Raw genomic sequence first — 16,361 nt, 5'->3', positions numbered from 1 at the left:
GCGCCCCCTCACCCAAGGAACCAAGGCCCAGTGCTACGCCCGACCGCGCCAGTGGGTCGAAAGACGCAGACCATGCGACCCCCAGCAGCGAAGAAGCCGCCAACGAATTCACCCACGACCAAGGCCGCATCGAAGCCATCACCCGCTCCCCACCCATTCGCGAACTTGGCGACCTTTTCATCAACCGTGACGCCCTCGGCTACGGCTCAGAGGGAGGTTCGTGAGTTGATGTCCGCTTCTGGGTGAGGCTGGGGCAAGGCTTACGTCCGCTGGTCGGCCTCGTCCATCAACTCGTCGAGGGCCGCACGCGCGAGAGGAACAAAGCGCCGCTGCATGTCGTCCACGTAAAGGCCCGTTTCCGCAGCTGAGGAGCGATAGCGATCCTTCTGCTCACCAGTCAGCGGCCCCCTGCTCAGTTCCATCAGGTATTGAATGGGCGGGTGGATGTGCTGATCGATGGCTTCTGCGTACTCGGCGCCGGCCTGCGCCACAGCAGCGGGTCCTTCGAGCTCAACCGTGTTGGCAGCCTGCCGAGTTGCCCGTACCGCATCGATGGCTGCACCACGCCATGTGTCATAACGATGCTGGTCATAGGGCTCCAGGGTCAGCCGTGACAGTTGCCAGATAGCCCCCTGCGCTTCATGAGCTGCATCCATCAAGGTTTTGTAAGCAGCTTGGCGGCGGTCCCGGCGCCACTTCTGGTGCTCAACCCGCAACTCACGAAGCGCAGTGCGATCTTGTGCGGCCTCTTGGCGTATCTGCTGCCGCTCCAGAGCCTCATTCTTCCGCCGCTCAGTCCGAGCGGTTACAAACGCCGTCAGTGCGCTGCCCAGCAGCGTGCCGACAATCGCAATGGCCGTGGTCATCCAGGTGCTCGTCACAGGGAGACATTGTGAAGCACGACCTCGCACCCATCCGGGCGATCAGCGCAAAGCCCTCCTCGGTTCAAGCAGCCCTCGGCAGGAGGCTGTACTCGAGCCCGTCCTCCCCTGCCGATGCCCTTGCACTCCGAGAACAGATCCCGAAAGGAGGTTCGTGGGTTGATGTCCGCTTCTGGGCGGGGCTGGGCCAAGGCTGCTGGTGTCGGCTACTGCTTCCTGGTGAAGATGCCAGTGTCGGCTTCGGTGAGGATGCCCAGCTTGACCAGGCGTTTCAGCTTGGCCCGGGTGCCTTCGGCCGGTGACGGTCTTCCGAGTGATCGCGAGGTGCTCGAGATGGGTTTCGGCCTCCCGTAGGCGGGTCTGCAGTTTGCCGATCTGCGTGCGGAGGTCGTCGGCCAAGGCCCGGGCGGCGTCCTCCTGGATGTTGAGTGCCTCGAGCAGGGGCTGGATGTTCACGCGGCCGCCGTCTGCGGGTCGCGCCACGTGGGGGTGTTCGCGTCGGTGAGACGGCGGGCCATGACATGGGTCATGGCCCAGTAGACGCGGGAGACGGACGAGGACGGGCGGTGCTCGTAGTCGCGGACCAGGCGCCGGTGCAGTATCAAGATCCCGTAGGTCTGTTCGACGACCCACCGCTTCGGTTGCGGGACGAACCCCTTGTCCTGCGGGTTGCGTTCGATGATCTCGACGTCGATGCCGAGGCGGGTGCCGTGGGCGACGACCTGGTTCTTGAAGCCCTGGTCGACCAGTGCCTTGCGGACGGTTCCGCCGGCGTTCTGGGCGACATGGTTGAGCAGGGCGATGCCCGCCGCGTTGTCGTGCGCGCTCGCGGCGAGGACGTTGACGGCAATGACCAGACCGAGCACGTCCACGGCCAGGCCCCGCTTGCGGCCCGGCACGCGTTTCGCTGCGTCCCGGCCGGTCGTGGAGGCGGGGACCCCGGCAGAGACGTGGACACTCTGGGTGTCCAGCACCACCAGGGTCGGGTCCTCTAATCGGCGGGCCCGTTCACGGACCTGGCAGCGCAGGAGTTCATGGACGACCCGGTCGGTCCCGTCGTCCCGCCACCCGGCGAAGTAGTAGTACGTCGCGCTCTTGGGCGGCAGGTCGTGCGGGAGGTAGGCCCACTGGCAGCCGGTCCGACTCTGGTAGAGGATCGCGTTCACGATCTCCCGCATGGCATAGGCGCCCTGGTGGCCGCTGACCGAGCGATGCCGGTCCTTCCACGCGGTGATCACCGGCTCGATCAACGACCACTGCTCGTCCGATAAGTCGCTCGGGTACAGCTTGCGTTCACTCACCCCACCACCCCAACAGACCATCGGCTGCAGGCCAGCGGATTCGGCCCGCACCCACACCATCAGGCGATGACAGAACAGCTCAAAGCCTCACGAACCGCCCTCTCAGAGGCGGAAGCACACGACAGACAGGGCCGGCCCCCTGCCCGAAGGCCCAGAAGCAGCCGGACGCGAGGAAGAGCGCCCATGTCCACGTAGCGGGGCAAAGCCCAGCACCCACACACAGATGAACGCTCAACTACCGGCGGTCTTTCCCCGCAAGCCCCACACACCAGCGACCCGATGGAGACAAGTCCGCCTGAGCATGCTGATCATGCGACCGTGGCCGTGGCCGTGGCCGTCGGGGTCGGGGTCGGGGTCGGGCGTCGGCTAGATAGTCGGCCTCGTACCCGCCGTAACTCAAGGGCGTGCCGAGTGCGACGACAGCACAGTGCTCGACCGTCGGTCCCTCGCAGGTCGGGTCCGGTGCGAGCGCTGTCCCTGGCCGAGGGCGGCGACGGCAGCGGGCGTGCCGACGGGACCGGAGTGTGCCGGGGCCCTCGCTGGTAAAATAAGGACACGCTTCGAAACTGTTGGGGCCCGTGCCGTGGGGTACGGGCCCCGGCGCGTTCCGGGCGCCAGACCGAGGAAGGTGCCCGATGAACGCGAAGCCGCCGGCCCCGAAGGGCGAACTCACAACCCCGCAGATGGCTGCCCCTGGCCTGCCGCCGGTTGAGTCCTTCGACGCACTCGGACTGCCGCCGGAACTTACGGCGACGATGACCGGACTCGGCGTGACAGAGCCCTTCCCGATCCAGGCGGCGACCCTGCCCAACGCGCTGGCCGGCCGTGATGTCCTCGGCCGTGCGCGAACCGGCTCCGGCAAGACGCTTGCCTTCGGACTCGCGCTGCTGACTCGGACGGCAGGTATGCAAGCGGAGTCGAAGCGGCCGCTCGCACTGGCCCTGGTCCCGACCCGGGAGCTCGCGCAGCAGGTGAGCGACGCGCTGACCCCGTACGCGCAGGCGCTGAACGTACGGCTGGCGACGGTGGTCGGCGGGCTGGCCATCAACCGGCAGGCGGCGCTGCTGCGGACCGGCGCCGAAGTGGTCGTTGCGACGCCGGGGCGGCTCGCCGACCTGGTATCGCGTCGGTTCTGCGATCTGCAGCAGGTGCGGATCACAGTGCTGGACGAGGCGGACCAGATGTGCGATCTGGGGTTCCTGCCACAGGTCTCGGAAATCCTGGACCAGGTCCGCCCCGACGGACAGCGGCTGCTGTTCTCGGCCACGCTCGACCGCAATGTCGACCAGTTGGTGCGCAACTACCTGCATGAGCCGGTAGTCGCCTCGCTCGACCGTGTGGCGGGCTCGGTCGCCACGATGGAACACCATGTACTGAACGTCCACCCCGCCGACAAGTACGCGACCGCGACCGAAATCGCCGCGCGGGACAGCCGGGTCCTGATGTTCCTGGACACCAAGGCCGGCGTGGACCAGTTCACCCGGCACCTGCGGGCCAGCGGCGTACGGGCCGGCGCTCTGCACAGCGGGAAGTCGCAGCCGCAGCGCGCGCACACACTCGCGCAGTTCAAGAACGGCGAGATCACCGTGCTGGTAGCCACCAATGTCGCAGCGCGCGGCATTCACGTCGAGGCGCTCGACCTCGTCGTCAACGTCGATCCGCCGGCCGACGCGAAGGACTACCTGCACCGTGGTGGGCGTACGGCTCGTGCCGGGGAATCCGGGAACGTGGTCACGCTGGTCACCCCGAACCAGCGGCGAGACGTGAACCGGATCATGACCGACGCCCGGATCCGGCCGACTGTCACCCAGGTGCGCTCCGGCGAGGAGAAGCTGACCGCCATCACCGGGGCGAAGCGCCCGCCGATCGAAGGGAAGGGCAGCGGCAACGCCCCCTTCCGTGGCATGGGCACTCGTCCGGGCCGCCCCAAGGAGTCCCGCAGAACGGCCGACGCCCGTAAGACGGCGGAAGCACGCGCGGCGGCCCGGGTACGCAAGGGCCGCTGACCCGGGCTGACGTACCGGAGGAGGGTCGAGCGCCCCCGAGGCTGCCGTCCGTCCGAGCGCCGGGTCAGTGGTTGCTGCCGGCCATGGGCGAGCACTTCAGCCAAGACGCCCTTGAGGACGTCGGCACCGGCATGGCTGTGCAGCGGGCCAACGGTCTGCACCCCGGGAGCCGGTGTGGCGTCGTCGATCCAATTCTCCTTCGGCTGTCGGCCGCTGCGCAGCTAAGGGCTACGGGGCGTAACTCGTGACAGGTTTCGCGCGCCCATACGGCAACTGCGCGCATTGCTGGGTTGGTGCGGCCGGCGGACTTCCCCCTGCAGTCCCACCGCTGCGACGCACTAGCCGAGGATGCTCAGCCGCACCTGACGGTCGGTGTTGTCCACATTCGTGTCCACCAACCTCCGTTAAGACATCGGTCAAGGTACTCGATCGCACCTTCCACGTGATGCGTCATCGGAAACCTTTCACCATGCCAGGGACCGGCATAAGGCTCGGAGGCGTGATGTCATGGCGTTTGGTCACTCGGGAAACCTCGACGAGAGTGGCATGGCCTCTCGAGCGGCTGTGGCATCCAGCCGACCAATGCTTACGCGGTCACTCCTGGGCGCGCACCGACCGGTCCTTGACCCGCTTCTGGCCCGGGGCGCCCGCCCCCAACGCCGACGGGTGTGAGGCCGGCTCCCGCGCCGGTACATCCCTCGGATGCGAGAGCCGTGTTCCGTGGCACGGGGCGTCGGGCCATGGGCATTGCCGGTAGCGTGATCGCCTGCCGCATGGAATGTCCATGTGCCCGGCCGACCGGTGCGGGGGATCCAGCGGCGAGCGATGGGACCGTGATGAGCGAACTGACGAAGCCCAAAGTTGAGGTTCTGGAGGGTGAGCCGCCCACCGAGCTGACGATCCGGGACCTCGTGGTTGGGGACGGACCCGAGGCGCGGCCGGGCAGGGTCGTCCAGGTTCACTATGTAGGGGTCACGTTCGCGTCCGGAAGGGAGTTCGACTCCTCCTGGGAACGGGACCAGCCCTTCAAGTTCGCCGTGGGCGGTGGCAGGGTCATCAAGGGCTGGGACCGGGGAGTGAGGGGAATGAAGGTCGGCGGCCGGCGCGAGATCATCGTTCCCCCGCGTCTCGGTTACGGCAGGCAGTCACCCTCTCCATTGATCCCGGCGGGCTCGACGCTGATCTTCGTCGTGGACCTGCTCACGGTCGTGGGCGGGCCCGCCGGAGCGAGCCCGGCTTTGACCGGCTCGGCCTGAACCTCTGGCGCTCCTGAAAGGCCGGGGCACCCCTGTCACTGTCACGCAAGGACAGATGCGCGCATCGACAGACACCTCCTCAGCCCATGGCGGGCGAGATGACGGTCCGTCAAGAGTGCCCCTGTTCCCGGATTCGCTCAGAAGCAGCGTCGAACGGGCGTCACGAAGCGGTCGTCCGGCAGTCGCTCGACTTCCCGCCGCACCAACGTGCCGTGGGCAACGGGGAGTTCTTCCTTTGCGTGTTCCAGCCAGGAACCACGGTGGGGAAGCCGGGGGTGCATCCGGTCCCAAGCCTTTGTGGCCGCTTTGCCGTAGCGGGTGGTGTCGGTGGCGGTGATGACGTCGGGTTCGTGCCAGGTCTCGGGCCGGGCGAAGGCGAGGACGCCGCCGTGCCGACGGGGCCGTCCGCCCTTGCGGCCCGACCGGGCGGGTCCAGGGTCGCGGAGCATGACCCGGTCCGAGCAAAGACGCCCGACAAGGACGACGGGAAGATCAGCCAGGGCGTGGGAGAGGCAGGCGACGTCGTAGCCGGAGTCCATCACGATCAAGATCTTCGGATCGCCCGGATTCCAGTGTCCGGCGGCGATCAGCCGGCCCACCACCTCGCGGTGCTGGGCGACGGTGACGAGCGTGGCGTCGTCCGCGGGGCCCGGACGCACGGCGTCCAGCAGAGCACACCAGGAGGTGCGGCCCGTCTCCAGGTCGGCGACGAAAGAATACTGCCAGCCGGGGATGAACTGGTCGGTCTTGCGGTCACCGCGTCCGTAGACGTGGCAGAACAGTCTCTCGTCGCGGGTGGGAGCGTCGGGGCGGAGCCAGTTGGACACATCCACGGCCAGTACGATCCGCCCGTCGGCGGCTCTGGGCACCGGCAAGGCCGGTCAGCCGCGCGACGCAGCCTCGTCGGCTCGGCCCAGCCCCGCTCCAGGGCTGCGTACAGAGCACCGTGGCCACGCCGAGCTCAGGCCCTGATGTTGCCGGCGCGCGAGAGCAGCAGGTGCAATGGGTCGGTTTTGGGGGTGGGCGAGTCCCGGCGTCTGCGGTCGCGGGCCGCGACAGGTGCGCCGATGAGCGTCAAGGCCAGTTGGGCGGACAGGGGCGCGGCGCTTCCGTAGTACTCGGCGAGGCAGGTCCGCAGGCGGGCGATGCGGGTTGCCAGGTCGCTGAGGGAGAGGACGCCGAGGGTCGCGCTGGTGGTAATGCCATTTACCCGGTCGAGTGGGAGGTCGTGGAAGTCATCCAGCAATTGGAAGACATCGCCCAACTCGACGAGAATGTCGCGCTCTGCTTCAGGCATTCCCGGGCGGAGCAGAGCGAATAGGGCAGCCATCCCCAGCCCGCCCTTCCCCCGGGTGATGTCCAGCACTTCGGCTGCTGACATGTGGGAGCCCCGCTGGGCACGGGAGCGCAGTTGGAATGTGTGGAGTTCCCGGATGAGCGAGTGGATCGGGTCGTCGGCTGAGTGCGGCAGCCGTGCGGCGATCGTGGAGTGCAGGTGCAGCAGCAGGGCTTCCAACGGACTGCGGGGGCGGAAAGTCTCGCCGGCGAACAGGGCGGTCAAGTCGCTGTCCAGGTCCTCACGTTCGCAATGGTCGATGAGATCGTCGTACAGACGGGTGAACGAGCTGCCCAGGACCGTCAGCTCGGCATCGAACGGCACGCGCGCCATGGTCGCGTACCCCCACATGGCGAGCCCCACCTTCACACTCGTGCCCATGAAGGACCTCTGGATCGCGTGCCGCAGGGTCGCGTCGCTGACAGTACGTTCGACAAGCGGAAGGACGCTACGGTCGAAGGCGCGCAGCACTCGCCGAGAGTCAGTGCGGACGAACCTCAGAAGCGAACCCCACCCCCTCGCTGAGACGGCGCACCGTAAGACCGCCAGCGCATCACGTTGTACCTCACGTTTCGCGTCCCCCATTCGAGAAGGCTTACCGCACTCCGCCCGGCATAGTCCATCGCTGGCCGCGCATCCACAGCATGGGGTGTTCGGGGTGACACGGCGCGGCATTCGGGTACGTTCTATTGGAGGAGCACGGGGGCTGGGATGGGCGGGCGGACGTGAACACTTCAGCCGGAGTAGCCACATCGTCCGAACCCTCGGACCGGCACTTCGGTGCGCCGCGCCCCGACCTGCAAGTGCCCCTGTACCCGGCGGGCTCGCGGTTCGCTGCGTTGACCAGGATGACCCTGGTGCGGCTGCGAACTCCCCGATTCGCCGAGGCGCAGGCTGCGAACCGCTGGGGCCTGCTGGTTCTGGCGCTGCTCTGGGCGGGGCAGTTCGTGGTTGCGCCCTCGGCACGTTCCTACCTGAGCTGGACGCTGGTGGTGCTGTTGCTGTGGCTGCTGACCCGTGTGTACACATTGAGCAGGATCGAGCAGCGTCAACGCCTCTACGAGCAGCAGTGGTTGGCGGCGCAGACTGCGGTCCTGCGGGACACCTGGTTCGAGGTCGTGCGGTTCACGGCCCATCGGCGCTACGGTCCGGACCTCGACCGCTGGGACGAGTCGAAGTACGAACTGGCCTGCTCCCACGATGTACGTGAACTCCTGGCCCGCCAAGAGTCCGAGCGGGGGGCAGGCCACTCCTCAAAAGTAACCATCGAGTTCACGTTCCCCCTGCCCGACTGCCAGTACGCGGCCCTGGCCCTTGCGTATGCGGATCTGGCAGGGATTGAGACGGTCGTCACCGGGCGACGCTCGCGCTCCGGAGGCGTTCGCTTCCCGCACGCCGCCTACCACGCCGAGGCACCCCACGGGCGGCACGACAGAGCTCGACCGAGTCGCAGCACTTTCTGGGTGCTCGGCGTACCGGTGCTCTCCATGGCCGCTCCCGACACCGCGTCCGCCGCGCAGGCCGACTCGTCAGTCGGCGCCCGGTGAGCCCGGCGACGCCAGAGAGGGAGCGGTACGGCCTGCCGCCAGGCGGTGCTGCAGGGTAGCGTGCCGGAACTGGTAGTGCGCACCCGTCGAGCGTAGGACGCCGAGCTTGTGAGCATCGTCGAGAAACGCGACCAGATGCCAAGGAGTGTGGGCGCGCCAGGCCAGCCACCAGCGGGCCGTGAGGAAGCGGCCCCATGCGCTCGTCGCCAGCACGACCATGCCGAGACCGCCCCCGGACAGCAATGCGCCCACAAGGGCTCCCATGACGCCCTGCGCCAACGGGGACACAGAGAAGACCAGGTCGTAGCGCGCCTCGTCGCTCCCGGCCGTGGCGAGGAAGCCACCCACGACCAGACCCGCCGCCGATCCGAGCAGCCAGACGTACAGCACCGCGTTGCGATCGTCCAGCAGGGAGCGAAGCGGCGTGATTTCGTGCTTCGGCTCCGTGGGGCGGGTGAATCGGCGGGCCGTGGCGAAGACGAGGCCGAAGGCGAGGCCCGCAGTCAACCCGAACGTCGGTGAGTACAGCAGCGTCGCGATAAGCCCGCCGGTGACGAGGCCGATCAGGCCGAAGCCGAGATCGATGAACAGTGGGCGCACTAGCAGTTGGTCCTGCTGTCGGACGCGGCGCGGTGCGAAGCGCCGTGGTGGTTGCACTCTCACCAGGCCGAGCAGGGGACTGAACACCACGCCGACCGCGGCGCCGAACAGGGCTCCGAACGCTGGGCGTCCGAAGAGGCCGAAGACCAGCAGGCCGAGCAGACAACAGCTCGCCGTGCCGATCACTGCGGGGACTACGACAAACGCATAGCGGGGCACCCCGGCGAGCGCAGGCAGCGCCCACCAGTTGAGATCGGCTGCGCCGTGTTCGCCGCTGCGGCGTTGGGAGTCAAGGCAGCCTGCGAGGAACGACAGGTATCTCTTCGCCTCGGGCGCCGGCCAGTCGCGGGAGGCGCGGGCCGGATTTCCTTCGTAGGCGCCCACCGGCGGCGACTCGAATACGACCGGGACGAACATGTCGAGGAGATGTTCCTCGATCTGCTCGCTCGCATCGAACCGAGCCTCATCGAGGAGGTCTTCCGGGGCACTGTCCCGGGGCTGGTAGGTGGCGCGAGCCAGGAAGAGCATCAGTGGCCGGGACAGGGTGGTGGCCAACGGGCCTGTGGCATCTTCACGCAGGCTGCGCAGGACGGGCTGCCAGCGGTCCAGATCATCGGGGAAGTGGGACTCCAGGTACGTGACCGTGTCCTCGGGCAGCAGAGGCAGCAGACGCACCGTCCGACTGTCCAGGAGGGGTTCCTCGGCCATCGCCGCCCGGAACTCAGCCGAGCAGCAGGTCAGGACGGTGTCCGTCGGCAGGTGGGTGTTGTCACGTAGCGTCCTGATTACCTGGGCGCGTGTCTCGAGCGGCAGCTCATCGAGTCCGTCGAGAATCGGTAGCAGCCGACGGTGGAGGAACAGTTCCATGGCCGAGCCCTGGCCGTACTTGGTCGTGTCGTTGAGGAACCGGTAGTCCTCCGTGACGCGCCGCACCATCCAGTCCTGAAAGCTCACTGCCGGGTCCCAGGTGGACAGCTGGAGCAGCACCGGCACACGCTGCGGGTCGGCTCTACGGCACAGCTCCAGCGTAAGTTTGACGCACAGCCCAGTTTTTCCGGAGCCCACGTCGCCCACGATGACCAGGCGGGAGGGTTGGGCAAGGTAGTCGTCGATCAAGGCGTCGAGTGTGCCGTGTTGCGTCAGGGGACCGGTGTCCCCGGCGAGAGCGGCACGGGAGCGCGGATCATGGACGGTGTCCCAGCGGACGGGGATGCGATCGACCACGAGATGCTGCTTGCGCCGACCTGCCTCAGTGGTCCAGTGGCGCTCCACCGCGCGGTTCAACGCCACGGCGGCGGCGTCAAGTTGAGCGCCCTCGCTGGGTTCGGCGTTCCACGCCCAGGTACGTCTGATGATGGCTTTGGCCGGGGAGGCGACCAGGATCGTCCCGCCGATCCCCAGAGCCGCCGTGACCGGCTCGAAGCCGAACTGGACCACCGCCCAGACGACCACTCCGACCCCTGTCAGCCAGAGAGCCAAGATCCATCGCTCTCTGTTCGTCATGGAATCATGAAATCTCAACTCGCCGGAGTCGTCTATAGGGTGGGCGGTCTCAGTGGTCAGAGCCTCGCGTGTTCCGACCCCACCAGCTCGGGTACCGGCTCACGGTCAAGATTGCTTTGCGCAGCTCCACGCGCGGCCACGACGGGCTGACTTGCTCCTGCCTCCGTTGCCTCCAGCACTACATCTCCACCGGTCCATGCCCACGCATCCTGCTCTACTCCGCGATGTCGACCCTGACCTGAATCGCCTGGCAACTCACCGCCCTGCTACGCACCTGGCGAGCTACGGCCGCCCAGCCCATCGGCGAGCCTGGCCCTCCACCGCTTCCGCATCACCACCGCCCTCGGCTCCGCCACCACCGGCACGCACCTCCTCTACCGCGGCTTCGACAACGCCGACCCCACCGGCACCCTGACCCCCACCGCGCACCTCCTGGAAGCCCTCAACCAAGCCCTCTTCTGGATCGGCCTCCTGCTCTTCCTCGTTGAACCGTTCCGGATTTGATCGAGACTCGTTTCCTTGGAAGGATCGAGTCCGCTATGGCGAAGCAATATCCGAAGGAGCTCAAGGAGCGGGCCGTGCGTCTGGTCCTGGAGACTCGTGATCAGTACAAGACGGAGTCCGCGGCGATCCGCTCGATCGGTGCGAAGCTCGACGTCGGGCCTGAGTCCCAGCGGAACTGGGTACGTCAGGCCGAGGTCGATGCCGGCGCCCGGACCGGGACCACGACGGAGGAATCCGCCCAGCTCAAGGCGCTGAAGAGAGAGGTCGCCGAGCTGAAGCGGGCGAACGACATCCTGAAGGCCGCGGCGTCTTTCTTCGCGGCCGAGCCCGACCGGCCACACACACGCTCGTAGCGTTCATCGACGAGCACCGGGACCGCTTCGGCGGAGTCGAGCCGATCTGCAGGACGCTCACTGAGCACGACTGCAGCATCCACCCGTCCACCTATTACGCGTACAGGAAACGTCCGCTGTCGGCCCGTGCCCTGCGGGACGCGGAACTGGCGCCGTTGATCGTCGGCATCTACCGGGACAACTACAGCGTCTACGGAGCCCGCAAGATCTGGGCCGCGCTCAAGCGCCAGGGGCATCAGGTGGCCCGGTGCACCGTCGAGCGCCTCATGAGGTCCGAGGGTCTGGTGGGGGCGGTGCGCTGGAAGAAAGTGGTCACCACGGTGGCGGACAAGGAGGCCGAGCGGGCCCCGGACCGGCTCGGCCGACAGTTCGTGGCCAGCGCTCCGAACCGGGTGTGGGTCGCGGACTTCACTTACGTGGCCACGTGGTCCGGGACCGTCTACGTCGCGTTCGTCGTGGACACGTTCTCCCGCAGAATCGTCGGCTGGTCCGCGGCGACGAACAAGCAGACCCCGCTGGTCCTGTCCGCACTGGAGATGGGGCTGTGGCAGCGCGACCGGGCCGGAAACCCCGTCACCGCATGGGAGTTGATCCATCACTCCGATGCCGGATCGCAGCACACCAGCTTCCGTCTGGCTACCCACCTGGCCGCCGAGCAGATCGCCGCGTCCATCGGCACCGTCGGGGACGCCCTCGACAACGCTCTGATGGAATCGACCATCGGGCTCTACAAAACGGAACTCATCAAGCCGCAACGGCCCTGGAAGGCGCTCAGCGACGTCGAGGTGGCCACCGCTGAGTACGTCGACTGGTACAACCACCGTCGGCTTCACGGTGAGATCGGACACCTCCCACCCGCCGAATACGAAGCCGCCCACTACCAAAACACACAAGAACCCCAGGTCGCAGCCACTATCTAGAGTCTCTATCGAATCCGGAACGGTTCAGTCGTGACTGCCTCGGAGCTACCCGAGGAACGACAGCCGCACCTGCCTGTTGGTATTGCTGATGTTTGTATCAACCAGGCACACCGACTGCCACGTCCCCAGCTCCAGCCGCCCAGCGATCACCGGCAGCGTCGCGTGCGGCGGTACGAAGGCCGGAAGTACGTGGTCGCGGCCGTGGCCGGGGCTGCCGTGGCGGTGCTGCCAGCGGTCGTCGGCGGGGAGCAGCGTGTGCAGAGCTGAAAGAAGGTCGGCGTCGCTGCCCGCTCCGGTTTCCAGGACGGCGATCCCGGCAGTCGCGTGCGGCACGAAGATGTTGAGCAGGCCGTCACGTCCGGCGGCCGTCCGGGTGAGGAACAGCTCGCAGTCGGATGTCAGGTCGGTGACGGTCTCCGTGGCTCCCGTGGTGATGTGCAGGATGCTGGTGGTGAAGGCAGTGGACATGGCTCCATTCTCCGGCCCGAGCCGCAAGATCTCGCGTCCACGTGCCGGGACAGCATTGGCCGATTACTCAGGGGATCTCTACGTCCAGCGCCGTACGCCGCTTGGCTCACTCGTCTCGGCGACCGGTGTCGAACGCCGGTCTGATCTGCAGGACGTCCCGATGCCGCAGCAGGTCCTCCGGTCGTCGCGGTCACGTACGCGACTTCCCCTGGGCGGAGCCCCGCCCCGCGCGACCGTCGGCCGGACCTCGTCACGGTGGAAATGGGCCTGGTACCGGGACGTCGTCGTTGCTCACCAGCCGTAAGGGTCCTGACATGCCATTGGCTGGAGCAATGACCGGGCCTCGGCGTCGCGGCGCGGCAAGATGGACGTCTTGACCACGTCATGTGCCAGGAGTCCCCCGTGTGCAGGCTGTGTGAGTGGATCCGCCAGGAGAGCCGTACGCGTGCAGGCCACGCGGTCGCTCCGTCCTTCGGCTGGGCAGCCTCCGTGCTCGCGCCGCTCGCTCCACGACGGAGTGAGCAGTGAGGTGGCCGGGCCGCTCCGGAGCGGCGAACGACTCGACAGAGCGGCCTGGCGGTGGGGGGCCGCAGGTACCGGCCGCGCCCGCATGGATGCGCTGGCTGCCCGTCTTCTACATCGCGGGCGTCCTGGTGCTCGAACCCATTACGCCCGTGCAGTGGCCGGTGAGCTTCATGCTCATCGCCCTCCCCGTGATCGCCGCGTTCGCCCACCGCCCCGCTGTCGTCGCTGCCGCCACCGTGTTCGCGATCGTCTTCGAAGGGGTCCTGGCCGGCACCCCGTGCTGCGCGGGCCGCCCGGTGAGCTACGTGTGGGACCGCCACTACGTGGCTGCCTACTTCTGCACCGCTCTGGTCGGCGTCCTCGGAACGATCCTGGCCGCCCACCGCCTGCGCCGGGAACGTACCCTCGCCACCGTGCGCTTCGTGGCCGATATCGCGCAGCGTGTCCTGCTCAGCCCGGTCCCCCACCGCGTCGGTCCCATCCTGGTGGAAACCCTCTACCTGTCCGCCGCCGCGGAGGCACGCATCGGCGGCGACCTGTACGAAGCTGTCCCCACCAGGTACGGACTCCGCCTTGTCATCGGCGACGTCCGCGGCAAGGGACTCCTCGCCGTGGAGACGGCCGCCACCCTCCTCGGCGCGTTTCGCGAGGCCGCCCACGACGAACCAGACCTCCCCGCCGTTGCCCACCGGGTCGAGATCAGCATGAACCGCAGGGCCGCCCGCCTGGCCGGAAGCGAAACGGGGGAGCGTTTCGTCACGGCCGTCTTCGCGGAGATCCCCGAAAGTCACGTGGTCCGCATGGTCAACTGCGGCCACCCTCCGCCCCTGCTCATCCGGCCCGACGGGGTCACCGAGATGGAGACGGCCGACCCCGCACCGCCCCTCAACCTCGGCATGCTGCCCCTGGAGCCCTACCACGTCGACGAGTACCCCTTCCGCCCCGGCGACCAGTTGCTCCTCTACACCGACGGTGTCACCGAAGCACGCGACACCACCGGGACCTTCTACCCCCTCCGCCGGCGTGTCCTCTCCTGGGGCCCCCTCCAGCCCCGGGAACTCCTCGACCGTCTCCACCACGACCTCCTCGACTACAGCGACAACAGCCTCCACGACGACACCGCGGCCCTTGCCGTCTACCACCTGCCGGACGACAGAGCCGGACGACCCCGGGGTTGACGGAGGCATCGAGGGCTTCCCCTCCCTCGGATGCGCACACGTATGCGGGCGACGCCCGGAGTCGTTCCGTCAGGAGTTCCTGCCCGAACCGGCTCAGCCCGGTGGTGAGCAGGCCTCGTCGGCCATACCGCCTCGGCAGGCACAGGCCACACTCACCGGGCTCATGTTCGGCGCAGGTCGGCCCTGGGGTGCCGGGGTGTCATCGAGGAAGCCGCCCGACTGGTGCTGCCACAGCTTCGCGTAGGCGCCGTCCGACGTGAGCAGTTCCTCGTGCGTGCCCTGTTCGACGATCCGGCCGCGGTCCAGGACCACGAGCCGGTCCATGGTGGCGACGGTGCTCAGCCGGTGCGCCACGACGAGCGCGGTTCGCCCGTCCATGAGTCTCCACAGCGCATCCTGGACGAGGATCTCGCTCTCGGAATCCAGGGCGCTGGTCGCCTCGTCGAGCAGCAGGATCGGCGCGTCGCGCAGGATCGCCCTGGCGAGGGCGACCCGCTGGCGCTGTCCGCCGGACAGCTTGACTCCACGCTCGCCCACCTTGGTGTCGAAGCCGTCCGGAAGCGCGTCGGCGAACTCCGTGACGTGCGCCGCCTCGGCCGCGCGGCGGATCTCCGCGTCGGTGGCGTCCGGCCGGGCGAACGCGATGTTGTCCCGCAGCGTGCGGTGGAACATCGCCGGGTCCTGGGGCACGTAGGCGATCAGGCTGCGCAGGTCGGTCTGGCGCAGCCTGCTGATGTCCTGACCCCCGATCAGGATCCGCCCTGCGTCGATGTCCGTCATCCGCAGCAGCAGCCGGGCCAGCGTGGTCTTGCCACCGCCGGACCGGCCGACAAGACCGATCTTCGCCCCGCTGTGCACGGCCAGGTCGAGGCGCTCGAAGAGCGGCTCCGCACCCGCGTGGGCGAAGGTCACCTGCTCGAAGCGGACGTCGGCGGCCCGGGACAGCAGCGGTTCCGGCGACGCCGCGTCGACCACGTTCGGCGGCGTCAGCAGCAGTTCGGTGAACTGTGCGGCCTCCGTCATCGAGCTCTCCAGGCGGCGGTAGATCTGGTTGAACTCGAACATGATCCGCGTCGCGTTGGTGTAGTACATGAAGGCGACCACGACCGTCTCCACGCCGTGCCCACCACTGCCGAGACCAATCGCGAGGAGCAGGCCCATCGCGTTGGTCAGCACGGACATCGGCGCGACCAGCGTGTCGATGCGCAGGTTGCCGTAGTCCCACGAACGCAACGAGAGCCGCCGCGACTCCGCGACGCGGGACCGGTGCTCGGCGGCCTCGCGCTCCTCTGCGGCGAACGCCCGAACCGTGTCCATGTTCATCAGGCTGTCGGAGACATGGCCCGACACCTGGGCGATCGCCTCCTCGCGCCGGTCGACGAGCGCTTGACGGCGACGGATGAGGGGCGTCACGCACAGCGCCGTCAGCACGATCATCGCCAGGAGCCCGACCACGAGCATCGGTTCGTAGCGCCACAGCACCACCGATCCGAAGAGCAGCGGCACGAAGCTTCCCACGACCGAGAACGTCAGCGTGTCGACGAACTCCTCGAAGCGGGAAGCGAAGCTCAGGACCCGTTTGGTCAGCGAACCGGCGAAGTTGTCGTGGAAGAACGCGGCGTCCTTGGCGAACAGTTCGTCCATGCCGATCACGTACAGGTGCTCGATGCCGAGGGCGTCGAGGCGGTTCAGGAAGTGCAGGCCGATGCGCCACAGCGTTTCCGCGAGGAGCAGAACGCCGGCGAAGCCAAGGACGTAGGGCAGCGTCGAGCCGAAAGTGGTACCGGAGTCGTCGGCGAGCCGGCCGACGAGCTTCGCGACGACCAGCGGCGCGACGTAGTTGATTCCGATGTTGCCCAGCGCCGGCAACAGCATTGCGGGGGCCGTCAGCCGCGGGAGCCGGGCCAACTCCCGTCCGTAGTAGCGGAGTGCGAGGAGCACCGAACCCCTGCTCGGCGCTTTGTGCGATTCAGGCGATCCCAT

General features: G+C 67.8%; 11 protein-coding genes and 1 pseudogene. 5 read left to right on the top strand and 7 right to left on the bottom strand.

Annotation, left to right across the window (positions count from 1 at the left end):
• Positions 1-260: 260 nt before the first annotated feature.
• Positions 261-866, bottom strand: a complete 606-nt coding sequence (locus FHX80_RS29980) for a cation:proton antiporter (protein ID WP_167523773.1) — start codon at positions 864-866, stop codon at positions 261-263.
• 467 nt (positions 867-1,333) lie between these two features.
• Positions 1,334-2,182 carry an IS5 family transposase gene (locus FHX80_RS29970; protein WP_145767624.1) on the bottom strand — a complete coding sequence of 283 codons (849 nt, stop codon included), beginning with the start codon at positions 2,180-2,182 and terminating at the stop codon, positions 1,334-1,336.
• A 635-nt stretch (positions 2,183-2,817) separates the two neighbouring features.
• Between FHX80_RS29970 and FHX80_RS29965 the strand changes: the two genes are divergently transcribed.
• Together FHX80_RS29965 and FHX80_RS29960 are read left to right on the top strand one after the other, a co-directional pair.
• Positions 2,818-4,188 carry a DEAD/DEAH box helicase gene (locus tag FHX80_RS29965; RefSeq protein WP_145767623.1) on the top strand — a complete coding sequence of 457 codons (1,371 nt, stop codon included), beginning with the start codon at positions 2,818-2,820 and terminating at the stop codon, positions 4,186-4,188.
• Between the two features lie 836 nt (positions 4,189-5,024).
• Positions 5,025-5,444 (top strand): FKBP-type peptidyl-prolyl cis-trans isomerase, encoded by a 420-nt coding sequence (locus FHX80_RS29960; protein ID WP_145767622.1) that lies wholly within the window; start codon positions 5,025-5,027, stop codon positions 5,442-5,444.
• Between the two features lie 152 nt (positions 5,445-5,596).
• Here FHX80_RS29960 and FHX80_RS29955 read toward each other — a convergent pair.
• A pseudogene (locus FHX80_RS29955) lies at positions 5,597-6,402 on the bottom strand (transposase); the annotation flags it as partial.
• A 3-nt stretch (positions 6,403-6,405) separates the two neighbouring features.
• The gene (locus FHX80_RS29950; RefSeq protein ID WP_145767621.1) at positions 6,406-7,251 is read right to left on the bottom strand and encodes a class 1 isoprenoid biosynthesis enzyme; all 846 of its coding nucleotides are present in this window, start codon (positions 7,249-7,251) and stop codon (positions 6,406-6,408) included.
• A 386-nt stretch (positions 7,252-7,637) separates the two neighbouring features.
• On the opposite strand from FHX80_RS29950, the gene FHX80_RS29945 reads away from it, so the two are divergent.
• A complete protein-coding gene (locus tag FHX80_RS29945; protein ID WP_145767620.1) occupies positions 7,638-8,327 on the top strand; it encodes a hypothetical protein in 690 nt (229 codons plus the stop codon).
• On the opposite strand, the gene FHX80_RS29940 is transcribed toward FHX80_RS29945, so the two are convergent.
• A complete protein-coding gene (locus tag FHX80_RS29940) occupies positions 8,310-10,430 on the bottom strand; it encodes an NACHT domain-containing protein (protein WP_145767619.1) in 2,121 nt (706 codons plus the stop codon). The genes FHX80_RS29945 and FHX80_RS29940 overlap by 18 nt on opposite strands.
• A gap of 539 nt (positions 10,431-10,969) precedes the next feature.
• On the opposite strand from FHX80_RS29940, the gene FHX80_RS29935 reads away from it, so the two are divergent.
• Positions 10,970-12,207, top strand: a protein-coding gene (locus FHX80_RS29935; RefSeq protein ID WP_244318672.1) for an IS3 family transposase whose coding sequence is annotated in 2 segments (ribosomal slippage) — positions 10,970-11,243 and positions 11,243-12,207 — 1,239 coding nt in all. Because the reading frame shifts where the segments join, the coding sequence is not laid out codon by codon here.
• A gap of 45 nt (positions 12,208-12,252) precedes the next feature.
• Here the strand turns inward: FHX80_RS29935 and FHX80_RS29930 are convergent.
• Positions 12,253-12,675, bottom strand: coding sequence for a YjbQ family protein (locus FHX80_RS29930; protein WP_145767618.1), 423 nt, complete (start codon positions 12,673-12,675; stop codon positions 12,253-12,255).
• A gap of 614 nt (positions 12,676-13,289) precedes the next feature.
• On the opposite strand from FHX80_RS29930, the gene FHX80_RS29925 reads away from it, so the two are divergent.
• Positions 13,290-14,378, top strand: coding sequence for a PP2C family protein-serine/threonine phosphatase (locus FHX80_RS29925; RefSeq protein ID WP_145767617.1), 1,089 nt, complete (start codon positions 13,290-13,292; stop codon positions 14,376-14,378).
• Positions 14,379-14,471: 93 nt separating this feature from the next.
• Here the strand turns inward: FHX80_RS29925 and FHX80_RS29920 are convergent, their stop codons facing one another.
• Entirely contained in the window at positions 14,472-16,361 is a 1,890-nt protein-coding gene (locus FHX80_RS29920) for an ABC transporter ATP-binding protein (protein ID WP_145767616.1), read from the bottom strand.

The sequence above is a fragment of the Streptomyces brevispora genome (assembly GCF_007829885.1).
GTDB lineage: Bacteria > Actinomycetota > Actinomycetes > Streptomycetales > Streptomycetaceae > Streptomyces > Streptomyces brevispora.
Note: the sequence above shows the minus strand (reverse complement) of the source record. Positions and strands in the feature narration are given on the sequence as shown.

Bases quoted from the DNA above. Each gene is read 5' to 3' on its own strand.
- FHX80_RS29980 (WP_167523773.1), bottom strand. From the start codon at position 866: ATGACCACGGCCATTGCGATTGTCGGCACGCTGCTGGGCAGCGCACTG.
- FHX80_RS29965 (WP_145767623.1), top strand. From the start codon at position 2,818: ATGAACGCGAAGCCGCCGGCCCCGAAGGGCGAACTCACAACCCCGCAG.
- FHX80_RS29960 (WP_145767622.1), top strand. From the start codon at position 5,025: ATGAGCGAACTGACGAAGCCCAAAGTTGAGGTTCTGGAGGGTGAGCCG.
- FHX80_RS29940 (WP_145767619.1), bottom strand. From the start codon at position 10,430: ATGACGAACAGAGAGCGATGGATCTTGGCTCTCTGGCTGACAGGGGTC.
- FHX80_RS29930 (WP_145767618.1), bottom strand. From the start codon at position 12,675: ATGTCCACTGCCTTCACCACCAGCATCCTGCACATCACCACGGGAGCC.
- FHX80_RS29925 (WP_145767617.1), top strand. From the start codon at position 13,290: ATGCGCTGGCTGCCCGTCTTCTACATCGCGGGCGTCCTGGTGCTCGAA.
- FHX80_RS29920 (WP_145767616.1), bottom strand. From the start codon at position 16,361: ATGGGATCGCCTGAATCGCACAAAGCGCCGAGCAGGGGTTCGGTGCTC.